The 16,644-nt window shown below is 69.6% G+C and carries 15 protein-coding genes; 12 read left to right on the top strand and 3 right to left on the bottom strand.

What is annotated here, in order from left to right:
- Positions 1-10: 10 nt before the first annotated feature.
- Positions 11-367 (top strand): hypothetical protein, encoded by a 357-nt coding sequence (locus ACN20J_RS43140; RefSeq protein WP_361918135.1) that lies wholly within the window; start codon positions 11-13, stop codon positions 365-367.
- An 18-nt stretch (positions 368-385) separates the two neighbouring features.
- On the opposite strand, the gene ACN20J_RS43145 is transcribed toward ACN20J_RS43140, so the two are convergent.
- Complete coding sequence (locus ACN20J_RS43145) at positions 386-1,444, bottom strand: LLM class flavin-dependent oxidoreductase (RefSeq protein WP_419668109.1); 1,059 nt, start codon at positions 1,442-1,444, stop codon at positions 386-388.
- Positions 1,445-1,722: 278 nt separating this feature from the next.
- On the opposite strand from ACN20J_RS43145, the gene ACN20J_RS43150 reads away from it, so the two are divergent.
- The 11 genes from ACN20J_RS43150 to ACN20J_RS43200 all read left to right on the top strand — a co-directional run bounded on the left by ACN20J_RS43150 (position 1,723) and on the right by ACN20J_RS43200 (position 14,494).
- A complete protein-coding gene (locus ACN20J_RS43150) occupies positions 1,723-3,165 on the top strand; it encodes an aldehyde dehydrogenase family protein (protein ID WP_189839301.1) in 1,443 nt (480 codons plus the stop codon).
- A gap of 93 nt (positions 3,166-3,258) precedes the next feature.
- On the top strand, positions 3,259-5,235 hold the full coding sequence (iolD, locus tag ACN20J_RS43155; RefSeq protein WP_419668110.1) for a 3D-(3,5/4)-trihydroxycyclohexane-1,2-dione acylhydrolase (decyclizing): 1,977 nt from the start codon (positions 3,259-3,261) through the stop codon (positions 5,233-5,235).
- Positions 5,232-6,032, top strand: coding sequence for an HpcH/HpaI aldolase family protein (locus tag ACN20J_RS43160; RefSeq protein ID WP_419668111.1), 801 nt, complete (start codon positions 5,232-5,234; stop codon positions 6,030-6,032). The genes iolD and ACN20J_RS43160 overlap by 4 nt, the downstream gene beginning before the upstream one ends.
- Positions 6,029-7,246 carry a Gfo/Idh/MocA family protein gene (locus ACN20J_RS43165; RefSeq protein ID WP_190232559.1) on the top strand — a complete coding sequence of 406 codons (1,218 nt, stop codon included), beginning with the start codon at positions 6,029-6,031 and terminating at the stop codon, positions 7,244-7,246. The genes ACN20J_RS43160 and ACN20J_RS43165 overlap by 4 nt, the downstream gene beginning before the upstream one ends.
- A 4-nt stretch (positions 7,247-7,250) precedes the next feature.
- Entirely contained in the window at positions 7,251-8,198 is a 948-nt protein-coding gene (locus tag ACN20J_RS43170; RefSeq protein WP_419668112.1) for an NAD(P)-dependent oxidoreductase, read from the top strand.
- Positions 8,195-9,082, top strand: a complete 888-nt coding sequence (locus tag ACN20J_RS43175; protein WP_189839296.1) for a sugar phosphate isomerase/epimerase family protein — start codon at positions 8,195-8,197, stop codon at positions 9,080-9,082. Before ACN20J_RS43170 ends, ACN20J_RS43175 begins: the two co-directional genes overlap by 4 nt.
- Before the next feature lie 197 nt (positions 9,083-9,279).
- Positions 9,280-10,128, top strand: coding sequence for a sugar phosphate isomerase/epimerase family protein (locus ACN20J_RS43180; protein WP_419668113.1), 849 nt, complete (start codon positions 9,280-9,282; stop codon positions 10,126-10,128).
- A gap of 312 nt (positions 10,129-10,440) precedes the next feature.
- Complete coding sequence (locus ACN20J_RS43185; RefSeq protein ID WP_419668114.1) at positions 10,441-11,460, top strand: sugar ABC transporter substrate-binding protein; 1,020 nt, start codon at positions 10,441-10,443, stop codon at positions 11,458-11,460.
- 5 nt (positions 11,461-11,465) lie between these two features.
- Positions 11,466-12,539, top strand: a complete 1,074-nt coding sequence (locus ACN20J_RS43190) for an ABC transporter permease (protein WP_257678071.1) — start codon at positions 11,466-11,468, stop codon at positions 12,537-12,539.
- Between the two features lie 9 nt (positions 12,540-12,548).
- On the top strand, positions 12,549-13,445 hold the full coding sequence (locus tag ACN20J_RS43195; RefSeq protein WP_419668115.1) for an ATP-binding cassette domain-containing protein: 897 nt from the start codon (positions 12,549-12,551) through the stop codon (positions 13,443-13,445).
- A gap of 29 nt (positions 13,446-13,474) precedes the next feature.
- Positions 13,475-14,494 carry a Gfo/Idh/MocA family protein gene (locus ACN20J_RS43200; RefSeq protein WP_419668116.1) on the top strand — a complete coding sequence of 340 codons (1,020 nt, stop codon included), beginning with the start codon at positions 13,475-13,477 and terminating at the stop codon, positions 14,492-14,494.
- A 111-nt stretch (positions 14,495-14,605) separates the two neighbouring features.
- Here the strand turns inward: ACN20J_RS43200 and ACN20J_RS43205 are convergent, their stop codons facing one another.
- Together ACN20J_RS43205 and ACN20J_RS43210 are read right to left on the bottom strand one after the other, a co-directional pair.
- On the bottom strand, positions 14,606-15,625 hold the full coding sequence (locus ACN20J_RS43205) for a Gfo/Idh/MocA family protein (protein WP_189839291.1): 1,020 nt from the start codon (positions 15,623-15,625) through the stop codon (positions 14,606-14,608).
- Positions 15,622-16,626, bottom strand: a complete 1,005-nt coding sequence (locus ACN20J_RS43210; protein ID WP_419668117.1) for a Gfo/Idh/MocA family protein — start codon at positions 16,624-16,626, stop codon at positions 15,622-15,624. Before ACN20J_RS43210 ends, ACN20J_RS43205 begins: the two co-directional genes overlap by 4 nt.
- Positions 16,627-16,644: the final 18 nt, after the last annotated feature.

Consider the following 16,644-nt stretch of genomic DNA (forward strand, 5'->3'; position numbering starts at 1 on the left):
CCGTTCACAGGTGTCCTCGAACGTGAGGGCTGGGGACAACAACGTCATCCAGGCACTGAGTGCTGGAAGGGACATGAGCGGAGTCAGTCAGACCACGTCAGCACCTGCGGGGAATTCCGCGGTGGAGGAAGTTCGTTCCAGTCTCGACGAGTTCCGGGTCGCCCTCGAACGGCTGGACGCGAGCGACAACCGTGATGCCGGCCTGCGTGCGGTCGACAGGATCGAGCGCAGCCTCGAAGACCCGGCCGGGCGGCGCGACACCATTGAAGGCGCGGCCGACACGATCGCCGTCATGGGCCGATCGGTCGGTGCTCTGGCCGGGGCGGCCACAGCGGTGCACCAGGCCGTGGCGGCACTTTTGTCCTGACGCCGGCCCGACCGTGCGCTAGGCGCCCGGAAATCCGCCTAGCCCCGCAACCCGGGCCAACCGCCGATACGAGTCCACCAGTGCCTCCCGGTCGTACGTGCTGGTCGTGACCAGCACCTCGTCCGCCGAGGTCTCCTTGATCACCGTCTCCAGCTCGTGGGCGACCTGCTCCTCCGTCCCGACGACATGGCCGGAGAGACCGGATTCGTAGAACCCGCGCTCCCTGTCCGTCATCGTCAGAGATTCGACGCGCTCGGCCGGCGGCAGTGGCGGAAACGTGCCGTGCGTGCGCGAGTACGCCATCGACCAGGCCTCCGGGACCAGGAGCCGCCGAGCCTCCTCCGGGGTCTCCGCGACGGCGACCGTGCCGGAGATGACCACGTACGGCTCCGACGCCCAGGCGGACGGCCGGAACGTCTCGCGGTAGTGGTCGATGCCGCGGCGCATCTTGTCGCGGTTCCTGAGGTCGCCGATCACCATGGGGAGGCCGGACCGGGCGGCGATCGTGGCGCCCTCGCCCATGGCCAGCACGAACGGCGGCACGGTCAGGCCCTCGGCGGGGCGGGCGTGCACACCGGTCGGGGACGTGCCGCGGAACCAGCCGAGCAGTTCGTCGAGCTGCGCCGCGAAGTCGTCGGCCACGTCCTTGTCCCGGCCCAGCGCCTTCCGTACGCCGTCCGTGAACCCGACGGAACGGCCTAGGCCCATGTCGATGCGCCCGGGGAACAGGGACTCCAGGACGCCGAACTGCTCGGCCACGACCAGGGGTTGGTGGTTGGGCAGCATCACTCCGCCCGTGCCCACCCGGATCGAGCTGGTCGCGGCGGCGACCGCGGCGGCAAGGACCGTCGGCGCTGAACCGGCCACACCGGGCACGCCGTGGTGCTCCGAGACCCAGATCCGGTGGTAGCCGAGCCCCTCCAGCTCCCGCGCCATCCCGACGGTGTCGCGCAGCGCCTCGGGGGCGTCGTGTCCCTCCCGGGTGCGCGAGCGGTCGAGCACGGAGAACCGTGTCGATCCAAGACGAGAGCCCAGGTCCGGGTCTCGTCGGGCTTCTTGATCCTGCTCGCTCACCATGGTCTCTCCGCTGGAAGAACTGGGCTCTGTTCTCTCAACAGTCGTCCCGCTGTTTTCTTCCGCGCCCGCCGGGACGGGCGATCAGGATGATGGGAAAAAGATGGTGTGAATGATGGCCTATTGAGGGATCCCACCCCTTCAGTATTCCGCCGGGACGCACCTAACGTTGCGCCCACGTAAACGGCCTGGCCGTCGGTCGCTCGCCACTTTCCCGCTCACTCTCGGGGTCTCGCGAGAGCCGCGTTCCAGCGCCGACGGCTGTCTGAAGGGAGAACGCGATGGCACCGACGGAGCTGCTCATCGGAAGCCGGTGGCAAGCGTCGACAGGGCCGGGACTGACGCGGGAGGTCAGGTCCCCCTTCGACGGTTCGACCGTCGGAACCGTGGCACTCGCCGGCCCCGAGGACGTCGACGTGGCCCTGGCCGCGGCGGTACGGGGTGCCGCGGTGTGGCGGCGCACACCCGCCCACGAGCGGATGACCATCCTGCTGCGGGCCGCCGAGCTGGCCGACGAACGGGCCGACAGGATCGCGCGGACCATCAGCGCGGAGTCCGGCAAGACCATCACCGAGGCCACCGGTGAGGCATCGCGCTCCGGAGACCTCATCCGTCTCGCGGCCTTCGAGGGGACCCAGCTCTACGGCGAGACGCTGCCCCTGGACGCGAACCGTGGCACCGGCTTCGACAAGGTGGGCTTCACGCTGCGCCAGCCCTGCGGTGTCGTGGTGGCCATCACGCCGTTCAACTACCCGGCCCTCCTCGTCCTGCACAAACTGGCACCGGCTCTCGCGGCGGGCAACGCCGTCGTCCTCAAGCCGGCCACCTCGACCCCGCTGACCGCGCTGGAACTCGCCTCGTGCTTCGTCGACGCCGGGATCCCCGAGGGCGTGCTCTCGGTGCTCGTCGGATCCGGCGGGGTGCTGGGGGACGCGCTGGTCACCGACCCCCGGGTACGGAAGATCTCCTTCACAGGGTCCACCGCCACCGGCGAGCACATCGCGCGGGTCGCCGGCGTGAAGAAGCTCTCCCTCGAACTGGGCGCCTCCTGCCCGGTCGTGGTCCTGCCGGACGCGGATCTCGAACTCGCCGCGAGCGCGGTCGCGTTGGGCGGTTATGTGAACGCCGGGCAGGTGTGCATCTCCGTCCAGCGGGTGATCACCCACCCCTCGGTGACCTCCGACTTCCTCGACGCACTCGTCCCCAAGGTCAAGGCCATCAGGACCGGCGACCCGTCGTCCCCCGAGACGACGATGGGCGCGCTGATCACGACCGCCGAGGCGGAGCGGGTCGAGCGGGCCATCGCCCAGGCCGCCACCGACGGCGCCCGGATCCTGACCGGCGGCGAGCGCGACGGAGCCGTCGTGAGCCCCGCCGTCGTGGCCGACGTGGACCCCGACTCCCCGTTCAGCCAGCAGGAGTTGTTCGGACCCGCCGTCGCCGTCAGCTCGGCCGCGGACTGGGAGTCCGCGATCGCCCAGGCCAACGGCACGGCGTACGGCCTGGGGGCGGGCGTGTTCACCTCCGACGTGGCCGGCGCGATCCGGGCCGTACGGGAGATCGACGCGGGCTCGGTGCACATCAACTGGACACCGCTGTGGCGCGCCGACCTGATGCCGTACGGCGGACTGAAGGGCAGCGGCTACGGCAAGGAAGGCCCGCGCGCGGCGGTCAGTGAGATGACCGAGGTGAAGACCATCGTGCTGCACGGCCGTCCCTGGTGAGTTCGCGGCCCTCCGAATCCCCTCCCCATCTGAACTTTCTGAAGATCCACGCCGCCCGAGAGCCGTGGGCATCTCCCCAACAGGAGCCCGACCATGACTGACCCGACGACCCGGCGCACCGTGCGCCTGACGGTGGCCCAGGCACTCGTCACCTATCTCTCCCGCCAGTACTCGGTGGCCGACGGCGAGCGACGCCGTCTGATACCCGCCGCCCTCGGCATCTTCGGCCACGGCAACGTGGCAGGACTCGGCCAGGCGCTGGACCAGCTCAGCGACGAACTCCCCTTCGTCCAGGGCCGCAACGAGCAGGCACTCGTCCACATCGCGACGGCCTACGCCAAGGCGTCCACCCGGCATGCCACCCTGGCGGTCACCGCCTCCATCGGCCCGGGCGCGCTCAACATGATCACCGGCGCCGGCCTCGCGACCGTCAACCGGCTGCCCGTCCTGCTGCTGCCCGGCGACACCTACGCGACCCGCCACCAGGGCCCCGTACTCCAGCAGTTGCAGCACCCCATTGAGGCGGACACCTCCGTCAACGACGCCTTCCGGCCCGTCTCCCGGTTCTTCGACCGCATCACCAGGCCCGAGCAGCTGCTCACCGCGCTGCCCGCGGCGATGCGCGCCCTCACCGACGTGGACACCGGCGCGGTCGTCGTCTCCCTGCCGCAGGACATCCAGTCCCACGCGTACGACTACCCGGTGGAGTTCTTCGCCGAGCGTGACTGGCCGATCCGGCGCCCCGCGGCGGACGCCGACGAGGTCGCCGCGGTGGCGCGGCTGCTCGCCGAGGCGGAGAAGCCGCTGATCATCGCCGGTGGCGGTGTCGTGTACTCCGGTGCCACCGAGGAGCTGGAGGCGCTGGCCGACGCGGCGGGGATCCCCGTGGCGGAGACGTTCGCGGGCAAGGGAGCGGTCCAGCGCCGGGCCTGGTGGCAACTGGGCGGCATCGGCCTGGAAGGCACCCCGGCCGTCAACACCCTGGCCCGGGAAGCCGACTTCGTGTTGACCGTGGGCTCACGACTGACGGACTTCTCCACGGCCTCACAGTCGATCTTCCAGAACCCGGACGTGCGGTTCGCCGCCGTCAACGTCAACGTGCACGACGTGAGCCGCCTGGGCGCCACCGGGATCGTGGCCGACGCCAAGCGGGCCCTCGCCGCACTCACGGAGGCGGTCCGCGCGAACGGCACCACCACCTCCCCGGCCTGGCAGGACAAGGCACGTGCCCTGCACGAGACGTGGTGGACGCAGCGCGCCGCGGCCCTCGACCCCGACACACCCTTCGACCTCTCGGCCGAACCGGCAGACTCGGACGTCGTACGCGACACCGACGCGGTGCTCACCCAGGGCCAGTTGATCGGCCTGCTCCAGGAGCACGCACAGGACGGCGACACGATCACCGCCGCCGCCGGTGGTCCGCCCGGCGATCTGCAGAAGGTGTGGGACGCCACCGAAGGCCGCCGCGCCCACCTGGAGTTCGGCTTCTCCTGCATGGGCTACGAACTGCCCGCGGCGATCGGCGTACGGTTCGCGATCCCCGACCCGGCCCGCCGGGTGCTGTCCCTGCTGGGCGACGGCACGTTCCTCATGGCACCGACCGAACTGGTCACCGCGGCCCAGGAGAAGCTCCCGCTCACCATCGTGATCCCGGAGAACCACGGGTACCAGGTCATCCACCGCCTCCAAATGGTGCGCAACGGACGGGAGTTCGGCAACGAGTTCCGCTACCGCGAAGGCGGCCTGCAGCTGGCGGAGACCGGCGGCGACACCAAGCCGGCCCGCCTGGAGGGCGACTACCTCAAGGTCGACCTCGTCCAGACCGCGACGGGACTCGGCGCCCGCGCCATCCGTGCCACCACCGCCGCCGAGGTGCGCACCGCACTGGCCGACACCCGCGATCACGCGGGCCCCGTCGTCCTCGTCGTACCCGTGATCCCGCACGCGGACCTGCCCGGCTCGGGCGTGTGGTGGGACGTGGCACCCGCCGAGGTGTCCGAGCAGGAGTCGGTCGCCCAGCTGCGCCGCGAGTACGAAGAGGGCCTGACGTCCCAGAGGTGGTACGGATGAACCGCTCCCCGCTGGACCACGGCCGACTGCGCGCCCGGCTCGCCGCGGGAGAGCTCACCCTGGGCACCTTCGTGGGAACGGCCTCTTCGGTGACGGCCGAGGTGTGTGCGGCCTCGGGCGCCGACTGGCTGCTCCTCGACCTCGAACACGGCGCCGGGGGAGAGGAACAGGCCCGCACGACCGTCCCGGTGGCGGCGGCCTACGGAGTCCCCACCGTCGTACGCGTCGAGTCCGCGGCCCGGATCCGCATCGGCCGCGTACTCGACCTGGGCGTCGCCGGGGTCATGCTGCCGCGCCTCGACACGGCGGCCGAAGTCCGGGAAGCCCTACGGCACTTGAGGTACCCGCCCGCGGGCGACCGGGGCGTGGCCACGTACAACCGGGCCTGTCGTTTCGGGCTCGACTCCGCCGCCCTGGACCGGGAGGGCGAGATCCTCGGTGTGGTCCAGATCGAGTCGGCGAGCGCCCTGGCGGAGGTCGAGACGATCGCGGTCCTGGACGGTGTCGACGTGCTGTTCGTCGGCCCCCGCGACCTCAGCCACGACCTCGGCGTGCCGGGCGACTTCGCGGCCCCGGTCTACCGCGAGGCCCTGGAACGCGTACGCAAGGCCGCCGCCGCACACGGCAAGGCGTGCGGACTGCTCGTACCCGACGGCGCGGCGGCTGCCGCCAAACGCGCCGAGGGCTGGACGTTCATCGCCATCGGATCCGACTCGACCCTGCTCGCAGCCGCCCTGTCCGCCGCGCTCGGCGAAGCCCGGCCGGGGCCCCGGGACCACCAGGAGACACAGTCATGACCACAACCCCCTCGGGAGCCGCACGCGAGATCGGCGTCGGCCTGATCAGCGTCGGCTGGATGGGCAAGCTGCACAGCCGCGCCTACCAGGCACTGCCCTCCGTCTACCCCGAGCTGGGCCTCAAGCCCCGGCTCGTCCACGCGGCGGACACGGCCGAGGACCGCGCGGCCTACGCCCGTGACGTGCTCGGCTACGAGAAGGCCGGCACCGACTACCGCGCCGTACTGGACGACCCGGACGTCGAGGTCGTGTCGATCTGCGCGCCGAACGTGCTGCACCACGAGATAGGCATCGCCGCCGCCAAGGCGGGCAAGCCCTTCTGGATCGAGAAGCCCGTCGGACGCGGCGCCGAGGAGACCGCCGAGGTCGCCGCGGCGGCCCGCGCGGCCGGCGTCGTCACCTCCATCGGCTACAACTACCGGCACGCCCCCGCCGTGGAGCGGGCCCGCGAGCTGATCGCCGAGGGCCGCCTGGGCCGTATCACCAACGTGCGCGCCACCTTCTTCTCCGGCTACGCATCCGAGCCCAAGGGCGCCCTGTCCTGGCGCTTCAAGCGGGACCTGGCCGGACACGGCGCGCTCGGCGACCTGATGAGCCACGTCGTGGACCTCGTCAGCTATGTCGTCGCCCCGATCAGCGAGGTCTCCGCGCTCACCAGCACCGTCTACACCGAGCGCCCGATCCTCCCGATGGGCTCGGGCACGCACTTCGCCGTCATCGAGGACGGCGAGATGGCACAGGTCGAGAACGACGACTACGCCGCCGCCCTCGTCCGCTTCCACGGTGACGCCGTCGGCACACTGGAGGCCTCCCGCACCATCGTCGGCCCGCAGTGCGGCATCGGCTTCGAGATCTACGGCACCGACGGCTCGCTCACCTGGAACTTCGAGCGAATGAACGAGCTGCGCGTCGCCCTGGACCGCAGCGGCCCGAACCAGGGGTACACCACCGTGCTCGGCAACGGCCACATGGGCGACTACGCCAGCTTCCAGCCCGGACCCGGCAACAGCATGGGCTACGACGACCTGAAGGTCATCGAGGCGAAGAAGTTCCTCGCCGCCGTCGCAGGCATCGAGCACCACAACTCCACGATCGAGGACGCGCATGCCGTCGCCGAGGTGATCTCCGCTGCTGCCGCCTCCGCCGGGAGCGGCACCTGGGAGCCGGTGCCGGATGTCGCCGGGGCGACCTTCGGTCACCAGGCACGGAGCTGATCGCGTGGACGGTCATGTCGTAGTGGCCCTCGGCCCGGTCGACCCGGACACCGTCGTCGGCGTCCTCGGCGACCGGGTCACCTTCGTCACCCACCCCACGCCCGACGACCTCGCGGTCGCGGAGGGCGCCATCGTCCGCGCCGACCGGATCGTCGACGAGGACTTCCTCGTACGAGCCCCGCGGCTGCGCGTCATCGCCCGCACCGGAGTCGGTGTGGACCTCGTCGACGTGGCCGCGGCGACCGCCCGGGGCATCCCCGTGGTCATCACCCCGCAGAGCGGCTCGCGGGCCGTGGCCGAGGGCGTCGTCGCCATGACCCTGCACCTGGTCAAACGGCTGCGCCCGCTCACCGACCTGGTGCGCGAGGGCCGTTGGGCCGAGCGGAACGCCCTGCCCGTCGGCGACCTCGACGGCGCCACCATGGGCATCGTCGGCCACGGCCGCATCGGCCGCCGGGTCGGTGAACTCGCCTCCGCCTTCGGGATGCGGACCCTGGCGTACGACCCGTACAGCCCGCCCCCGCCCGAGGTCGCCTGCGCCGATCTCGGTGAACTGGCCGAAGTGAGCGACGTACTGACCCTGCACGTCCCGCTCACCGAGAGCACGCACCACCTGGTCGGCGAGGAACTGCTGTCCCGGGTGAAGCCGGGGACGTTCCTCGTCAACTGCGGGCGGGGCGGCCTGCTCGACCCGGACGCAACCCTGATCGCCCTGGAACTCGGCCGGCTGTCCGGTGTCGGACTGGACGTCTTCGATCCCGAACCAGCCGTGCACCACCCGCTGTTCGACCACCCCGACGTCGTCCTCACCCCGCATCTGATGGGCATGACGAACAGGGCCATGGCCCTGACCTTCATCGACGCCGCCCGCGGTGTCGCGGACGTGCTGGCGGGCCGTCCGCCGGCCGCGGTCGCCAACCCCGACTGGAACCACCGAAAGGCCACGGCATGAACACTCAAGCGCACCGGATCGCTGGAGCGCCCATTTCGTGGGGCGTGTGCGAAGTACCCGGCTGGGGCTACCAGTTGACGCCCGAGCGCGTCCTGAAGGAGATGCGCGAGGTGGGTCTCGCCGCCACCGAGATCGGGCCCGAGGGCTTCCTGCCCGGCGAGCCGCAGGCCATGGCGCAGGTCCTCGACCACCACGACCTCCAGGCCGTCGGCGGCTTCACCCCGCTCCTGCTGCACGTGCCCGGGCACGACCCGCTGCCCGAGGTCGAGACGCTCCTGGAGAGCTACGCCGCCTCCAAGGCCGACGTCCTCGTCCTGTCGGCCGTCACCGGGCTCGACGGCTACGACTCCCGGCCCGAACTCGACGCCGACGGCTGGAGGTTGCTCCTGTCCAACCTCGACCGGCTGTCCGCGCTGGCCGCGGAACGCGGCGTACGGGCCGTGCTGCACCCGCACGTCGGCACGATGATCGAGAACGGCGACGAGGTCCAGCGCGTGCTGGAGCACTCCGCGATCTCCCTCTGCCTGGACACCGGTCATCTGCTCATCGGCGGCACCGACCCCGCCGAACTCACCCGGCAGGCACCCGAGCGGATCGCCCACACCCACATGAAGGACGTGAACGCCGCCCTCGCCGCCAAGGTCCAGTCGGGCCGCCTCACCTACACCGAGGCCGTCCGGGAGGGCATGTACCGCCCGCTCGGCGCCGGCGACGTGGACGTCCGGGCCATCGTGACCCACCTCGGGGCCCGCGGCTACGACGGCTGGTACGTCCTGGAACAGGACACCATCCTCACCGAGGAGCCCGCGGGCCGAGGGCCCCTGGACGACGTATGGGCGAGCGCGGAACACCTGCGCTCGGTACTGGGAGAGGCTCAACAATGATGTGTTTTTGATGGGTTCCAGGGAATTGACTTTCGGATTCGAATCAACCGGGACCCGGTTGATTCGAATGCGGCTCGGATTTATCTTCTGTTCGCCGTATCGACGTGGATGAGAATCATCGGAATGGCCTCGCAGAGGAATGGTCTTGATGGAGGTCCGGACGGGTTCTCTGAAACAGTTACGAAGAGGAAACAGGTATGACTACTGAAGACCTGCTGGCCACCTGTTGGACCACCGCGGGCGATGCCGCACCCGGGCAGCCCGACCAGCGCAGCCCACTGACGCTGCGGGAACGGGTGGAGGCGGCCGGCTCCGCCGGATACAAGGGCTTCGGCCTGCTGCATGCGGATCTGGTGGAGGCCGAGCGCGCGTACGGACTGTCCGGCATCCGGTCCCTCTTCGAGGACAACGGACTCGTCCACCTGGAACTGGAGCTCCTGGTCGACTGGTGGGCCGACGGACCACGGCGTGCCGCGTCGGACGCCGTCCGCCTGGATCTTCTGCGGACCGCCGAGGCGCTCGGCGCGAGCCATCTCAAGATCGGGCCGGACGTCGAGGACCGACCGTGGGAACTCGACCACTGGGCCGAGGAGTTCGCCGCGCTGGCGGCTCAGGCCGACGGAGCGGGCGCCCGGCTCGCGATCGAGTTCCTGCCCTGGTCCAACCTCAAGACCGTGCACGACGGCCTGCGGCTGGTCGAGACCGCCGGGCATCCCGCGGGCGGCCTCATCATCGACGTCTGGCACACCGAGCGCGCCCACACGCCACCGGCCGATCTGGCGTCCGTACCCGCTTCGCGCATCGTGGGTGTGGAGCTCAACGACGCGGACAGCGAGGTGATCGGCACCCTCTTCGAGGACACGGTCCGGCGCCGGCGCCTGTGCGGCGAGGGCTCCTTCGACCTGACGGGGATCATCTCCGCGCTCCGCACGGCCGGCTGGACCGGTCCATGGGGGGTGGAGATCCTCTCCGACGCGCACCGCGCGCTTCCCGTGCGCGAGGCCGCCGAAGCGGCGTACCGCACCGCCGCGGCGGTACTGAAGTAACTGCGCAGGGGAGCGGGCGGGGATGGCACGTGTGGTTTATGGGGCTCGATCGCATGAGGATTTGATAACGAAAAGGGCAGGCAACTACCCGCGACATTTCACGTGTATATGACACGGGAAATGGCTCATCAGGGAAATGCTCTGACCTTTCCCTTGATGGATAAATGATGTCTTTGCGTATGTTGACGCTGAGGTGCAACTGGGGCTTGTATCCCGTCATAGGCAACAGCCGTGTTAACGGTATGTGACCGGAGGGTCTACTCGGTCGGTCACCCGTTCCTTTCCCCAGTCGCACAGTGAGGTGCCGGAAAGATGAACCGCACAATCCTTCCCCGTTCCCGCAGAATCGTCCCCATAGTGGCCGTGGCCTCCGCGGCGGCTCTCGTCCTCGCCGGTTGCTCCAGTGACTCCGGTGGCAAGAAGGCCGAGGAGGACACGGGTGCCGTCTCGGCCGGCAAGGCCAACACTCCCCGCATGAAGGTCGCGATGATCACCCACGCGGCCCCCGGCGACACCTTCTGGGACACGATCCGCAAGGGGGCGCAGGCCGCCGCCGCGAAGGACAACGTCGAGCTGATCTACTCCAGCAGCCCCGACGGTGCCAAGCAGGCCAACCTCGTGCAGAACGCGATCGACCAGAAGGTCGACGGCATCGCGGTCACCCTGGCCAAGCCCGACGCCATGAAGTCCACGGTCGCCAAGGCCAAGAAGGCCGGCATCCCGGTCGTCGGCTTCAACGGAGGCGTGGACGACTGGAAGGGCCAGGGACTGCTGGAGTACTTCGGCCAGGACGAGTACGTCGCCGGTGAGGCCTTCGGCCGGAAGCTCAACGACGAGGGAGCCAAGCACAACATCTGCGTGATCATGGAGCAGGGACACGTTGCTCTGGAAGCGCGCTGCAAGGGTGTCAAGGAAGGCTTCAAGGGCAAGACGGACGTCCTCTACGTGAACGGCACGAACATGCCGTCCGTGAAGTCGACGATCACCGCCAAGCTCAAGCAGGACAGCTCGATCGACTACGTGGTCACGCTCGGCGCCCCCTTCGCCATGACGGCCGTGCAGTCGCTGGGTGACGCGGGCAGCAAGGCCAAGCTGGCGACCTTCGACCTCAACAAGGACCTCATCGGAGCCATCGAAGACGGCGACATCCAGTTCGCCGTGGACCAGCAGCCCTACCTTCAGGGCTACTTGTCCGTCGACTCGCTGTGGCTCTACAAGACCAACGGCAACTTCAGCGGCGGTGGCCAGGAGCCGGTGCTGACCGGTCCCGCGTTCGTCGACAAGTCGAACGTCGAGGCCATCGCGAAGTTCGCCGCGAAGGGCACGCGGTGATCCCCATGTCCCAGGCAACGGCACCGGCGACGAGCTCCTCGTCGCCGGCTCCGCCGGCCGCCCCCAAGGACGGCCGGACCTCCGAACGGTCCCTGGCCCGCAGGCTGGCGGCCCGCCCCGAGATCGGCGCACTGATCGCGGCGATCGCGGTGTACGTGTTCTTCTTCGCGGTCGCCTCCCCGTTCCGCGAGGCCAGTTCGCTGGCCAACGTGCTCTACGAGTCGTCGGTGATGGGCATCATGGCCCTCCCGGTGGCGCTGTTGATGATCGGCGGGGAGTTCGACCTGTCCGCCGGTGTGGCCGTGACGACCTCCGCTCTGACAGCCAGCATGTGGAGCTTCCAGCTCTCCATGAACGTGTGGACCGGCATCATCGTCGCCCTCGTCGTCTCCCTGGCGATCGGGGCATTCAACGGCTATCTGCTGGTCAGGACAGGGCTGCCGTCCTTCCTGATCACGCTCGGCACGTTCCTGATCCTGCAAGGCGCCAACCTCGCCATCACCAAGGTCTTCACCGGGAACGTCGCCACCGACTCGATCAGTGACATGGACGGTTTCGACCAGGCCAAGAAGGTCTTCGCGTCCGAGATCAGCATCGGCGGCGTCGATGTGAAGATCACCGTCTTCTACTGGCTGGTCTTCGCCGCGGCCGCCACCTGGCTGCTGCTGCGCACCAAGTTCGGGAACTGGATCTTCGCGACCGGCGGCAGCAAGGAATCGGCCCGTGCGGTGGGTGTGCCGGTCACCTTCACCAAGATCGCCCTGTTCATGGGGGTGGGGGCGGGTGCCTGGTTCGTCGGGATGCACATCCTGTTCTCGTTCAACACCGTCCAGTCCGGCGAGGGTGTGGGCAACGAGTTCCTGTACATCATCGCCGCGGTGATCGGCGGCTGCCTGCTCACCGGCGGCTACGGCTCGGCGATCGGCCCGGTGATCGGCGCCTTCATCTTCGGCATGGTCTCCCAGGGCATCGTCTACGCCAACTGGAACCCCGACTGGTTCAAGGCCTTCCTCGGCGTCATGCTCCTGCTCGCCGCCCTCGTCAATCTGTGGGTCCGCAGCCAGGCCACCCGGAGGTGAACTGACCCGATGACAACCAACGAAGTCTCACTCAACGGGACACACACGACGACCGCGTCCGACACCGCCGAGCCCATCGTGCAGCTGAAGGGCGCGGGCAAGGCCTACGGCAACGTCCGCGCCCTGCACACCGTGGACCTGGCCGTCTACCCCAGCCAGGTGACCTGCGTGCTGGGCGACAACGGCGCCGGCAAGTCCACACTGATCAAAATCATCTCCGGGCTGCACCAGCACACCGAGGGCGAGTTCCTCATCGACGGCCAGGCCGTCCACCTCAACACCCCACGCGAAGCCCTCGACAAGGGCATCGCCACCGTCTACCAAGACCTCGCCACCGTCCCGCTGATGCCGGTCTGGCGGAACTTCTTCCTCGGCTCCGAGATGACCAAGGGCCCCTGGCCCATCCGCCGCCTCGACATCGCCAAGATGAAGCAGACTGCGGACCAGGAACTGCGCAACATGGGCATCATCCTGGACGACCTCGACCAGCCCATCGGCACCCTCTCCGGCGGCCAGCGCCAGTCGGTCGCCATCGCCCGCGCCGTCTACTTCGGCGCCCGCGTCCTCATCCTCGACGAGCCCACCGCGGCCCTCGGCGTCAAGCAGTCCGGTGTGGTGCTGAAGTACATCGCGGCGGCCCGGGACCGGGGGCTGGGGGTCATCTTCATCACCCACAACCCGCACCACGCCTACATGGTCGGCGACCACTTCAGCGTCCTGCGCCTGGGCACCATGGAACTCTCCGCCGCCCGCGCCGACGTCACCCTCGAAGAACTCACCAACCACATGGCAGGCGGCGCCGAACTCGCCGCACTCAAACACGAACTCGCCCAGGTCCGCGGCGTCGACGTCGAAGAACTCCCCGAAGCCGAAGAGCTTCAGGTCGGCGTGCCGCACGGCAACTGACCCCCACCCATGGAAGAGACACTGCACACATGTCACCTCAGGGAGCACTCGGCGTAGCCGTCATCGGCACGGGCAAGATGGGAGCCGATCATGTGCGACGGCTCCATCACGTCATCAGCGGCGCGCGGGTGACCGCCGTCGTCGACATCGAGGCGGAGCGATGCAAGGCCCTCGCCGACGAGATCGAAGGGTGCACGGCGTACGAGGAACCCTCGGCCGCCATGGCAGCCCAGGACGTGGACGCCGTACTGATCGCCTCACCCGGGCCCGCCCACGAGGCGGCTCTGCTCGAAGCCCTCGGCCATGACCTGACGGTTCTGTGCGAGAAGCCGCTGACCCCTGACGCGGCCTCCGCGCTACGGGTCCTGGAGGCGGAACAGCGGCTCGGTCACCGTCGCGTACAGGTGGGCTTCATGCGCCGGTACGACACCGAGTACGTGAAGCTCAAGAGGCTGCTCGACGGCGGGGAGCTGGGCAGGGCCCTGATGATGCACCACCGGCACCGCAATCCCTCGATGCCGTCGTGGTTCACGAACGAGATGCTCATCAACGACTCGGTCGTACACGAGATGGACGTGACCCGCTGGCTCCTCGATCAGGAGATCACCGCGGTCACGGTACTCAAGCCGACTCCGTCCTCACTGGCGCCCGAAGGCATGAGTGACCCTCAACTCGTCCTGTTCGAGACCGAGTCGGGGGCTCTCGCCGACGTCGAGATCTTCGGCCACTGCGGCTACGGATATCAGGTGTGGGCCGAAGCCGTCTGCGAGCGGGGCGTGGTGGGCATCGGTGACGAGCACGGACCACGGCTCAGCGCCGACGGCCGGTGGGGCGGCCGTGTCACGCCCGACTACATCGAGCGGTTCGAGGACGCGTACGACCGGCAGGTGCGGGCATGGGTGGACGCCACCCGGCGCGGCGAGGTCACCGGGCCCGGCGTCTGGGACGGCTACGCGGCAGCTGCGGTCTGCGAGGCGGGCGTACGGGCCCAACGGGAGGGCCGACGCGTCGAGGTCGAGCTGATCGAACGGCCCGACCTCTATCGGTAGACCGTAGACCTGCAGACATATGGATAGCGCAACGGGAAGCAGAACGGGAGTGGGCGGTGCCGAAACGGCACCGCCCACTCCCGTTCTGCTTCCGTTCCTCTCAGTCCGTGCTCACACCGTGCTCGGAAGGACCGTCCGTGGCCGAGGCTGGAACCCGGCCCCCTGGTAGCAGTCGTCGATGAGCCGCATCGTGGCGACCGCGTCGTCGGCGTCCAGGCGAAGGGGTGTGCCCCGGCGCAGATGGGCCGCGAACGATTCGAGCTGGTAGGTGTACGAGGACCGGCGGCCGAGCATCTCGGTGCGCTCGCCCGTGGCCGTGCGGACCAGGACCCGGTCGTCCAGGTGCGGTTGGACGAAGTTCACCGCGGTGGCTTCGCCGAGTGAACCCACGATCCGGCAGCTGAACTGCCACTCGTTGTGGGCCATGTGGCAGCGGGCGGTACCGGTGGCACCGCCCGGGAACTCCAGGTCCGCGTCCAGCCACTCGTCCACTCCGGGCGTGCCCGGACGTTCGCCGCCGCGCGCCGCGACGAGCCGCGGTGCGCCGCCCGCCCAGGGAGCGAGCACCCGCTGGGCGTGCAGGCTGTAGCAGCCCAGGTCCATGAGCGCGCCGCCCGCCAGCGGGAGCGACCAGCGCACGTCGGTGTCCTCGGGCGCCGGCATGAGCATCGTGGTCTCCACATGCCGGAGTTCGCCCAGTTCCCCGCTGTCCAGCAGTTCGTGCAGGCGCCGGGTGACCGGGTGGAACAGGTAGTGGAAGCCCTCCATGAAGGCCGTGCCCGCCTTCGTGACGGCGTCCCGGACCTCGATGGCCTCCTCTGTGCTGCTCGCGGAGGGCTTCTCCGTCAGCACGTGCTTGTCAGCGGCGAGCGCGGCGAGGTTCCAGGGCCCGTGCAGGCCGTTGGCGAGGGGGTTGTACACGACCTCGACCTCGGGGTCGGCGATCACGTCGGCGTACGAGTCAAGGACCCGCTCGACATCGTGCTCGGCGGCGAATGTTTCGGCGCGGGCCCGGTCGCGGGCGGCCACCGCGACGAGGCGGTGGCCGGTCACACGAGCGGGGCCGACGATCGAGAGCTCGGCGATCCGGGCCGCGCCCAGAACACCGATCCGTAGCGGTTCGTCCGTCATGCCTTGCGTACCTCTTCCAGTCGTACGGGCCGGTGCTCCTGCAGCGACAGCGTGCACGCCTCGGCGATCCAGCTGGCTTCGAGAGCGTCGGCCACGGTGCAGGGGGAGGGGCGGGAGCCCGCCACGACCTCGGTGAACGCGCTGAGCTCGGCGCGGTAGGCGTCCGCGAAGCGGTCCATGAAGAAGTGGTGCGGGGGACCGGCCGGGAAGGTGACCCCCGGCTCGACGGACCGCAGCGGCAGCTTGTCCTCCAGGCCCACGGCGATGCTGTCCTTCATGCCGTGCACCTCCAGGCGGACGTCGTAACCGCGGGCGTTGTGCCGGGAGTTGGAGATGACGCCGATCGTGCCGTCGTCGAAGGTCAGCAGCGCGGAGGCGGTGTCGACGTCGCCCGCCGCCGCGATGTAGTCCGCGCCCCGGTTGCCGCCGGTCGCGTACACCTCGACGACCTCGCGGCCGGTGACCCAGCGCACGATGTCGAAGTCGTGCACGCTGCAGTCGCGGAAGATGCCGCCGGAGACGGCCACGTACGCGGCGGGCGGCGGGGCGGGGTCCAGGGTGGTGGACCGTACGGTGTGCAGCAGTCCGAGTTCGCCGTTCACCACGGCCTGGCGCGCGGCGACGCAGCCGGCGTCGAAGCGCCGGTTGTAGCCGATGTGCACCTCGACCCCGCCGTTCTCCACCGCACGAAGTACGTCGAGGCTCTCCTCGACGCCGCGGGCCACGGGCTTCTCGCAGAAGACCGGGATGCCCGCCTTGACGGCGGCGAGAATGAGCTCGGGGTGCGCGTCGGTCGCGGCGGCGATCACCACTCCGTCCACGCCGGCGGCCAGCACCGCGTCCGGTGAGTCCACCGCCGTGGCCCCGAACCGCTCCGCGGCGGAGGCGGCGGCCGCGGCCACCGGATCGGTGACCACCAGCGAGTCCACCGCTTCGAGTCCTGCCAGGGTTTCCGCGTGGAACGCGCCGATCCGGCCCAGCCCCATGATGCCAATACGCATGTGAATCGTGCTCCTTCA

The organism is Streptomyces sp. 2-1, from assembly GCF_048564895.1.
GTDB lineage: Bacteria > Actinomycetota > Actinomycetes > Streptomycetales > Streptomycetaceae > Streptomyces > Streptomyces phaeochromogenes.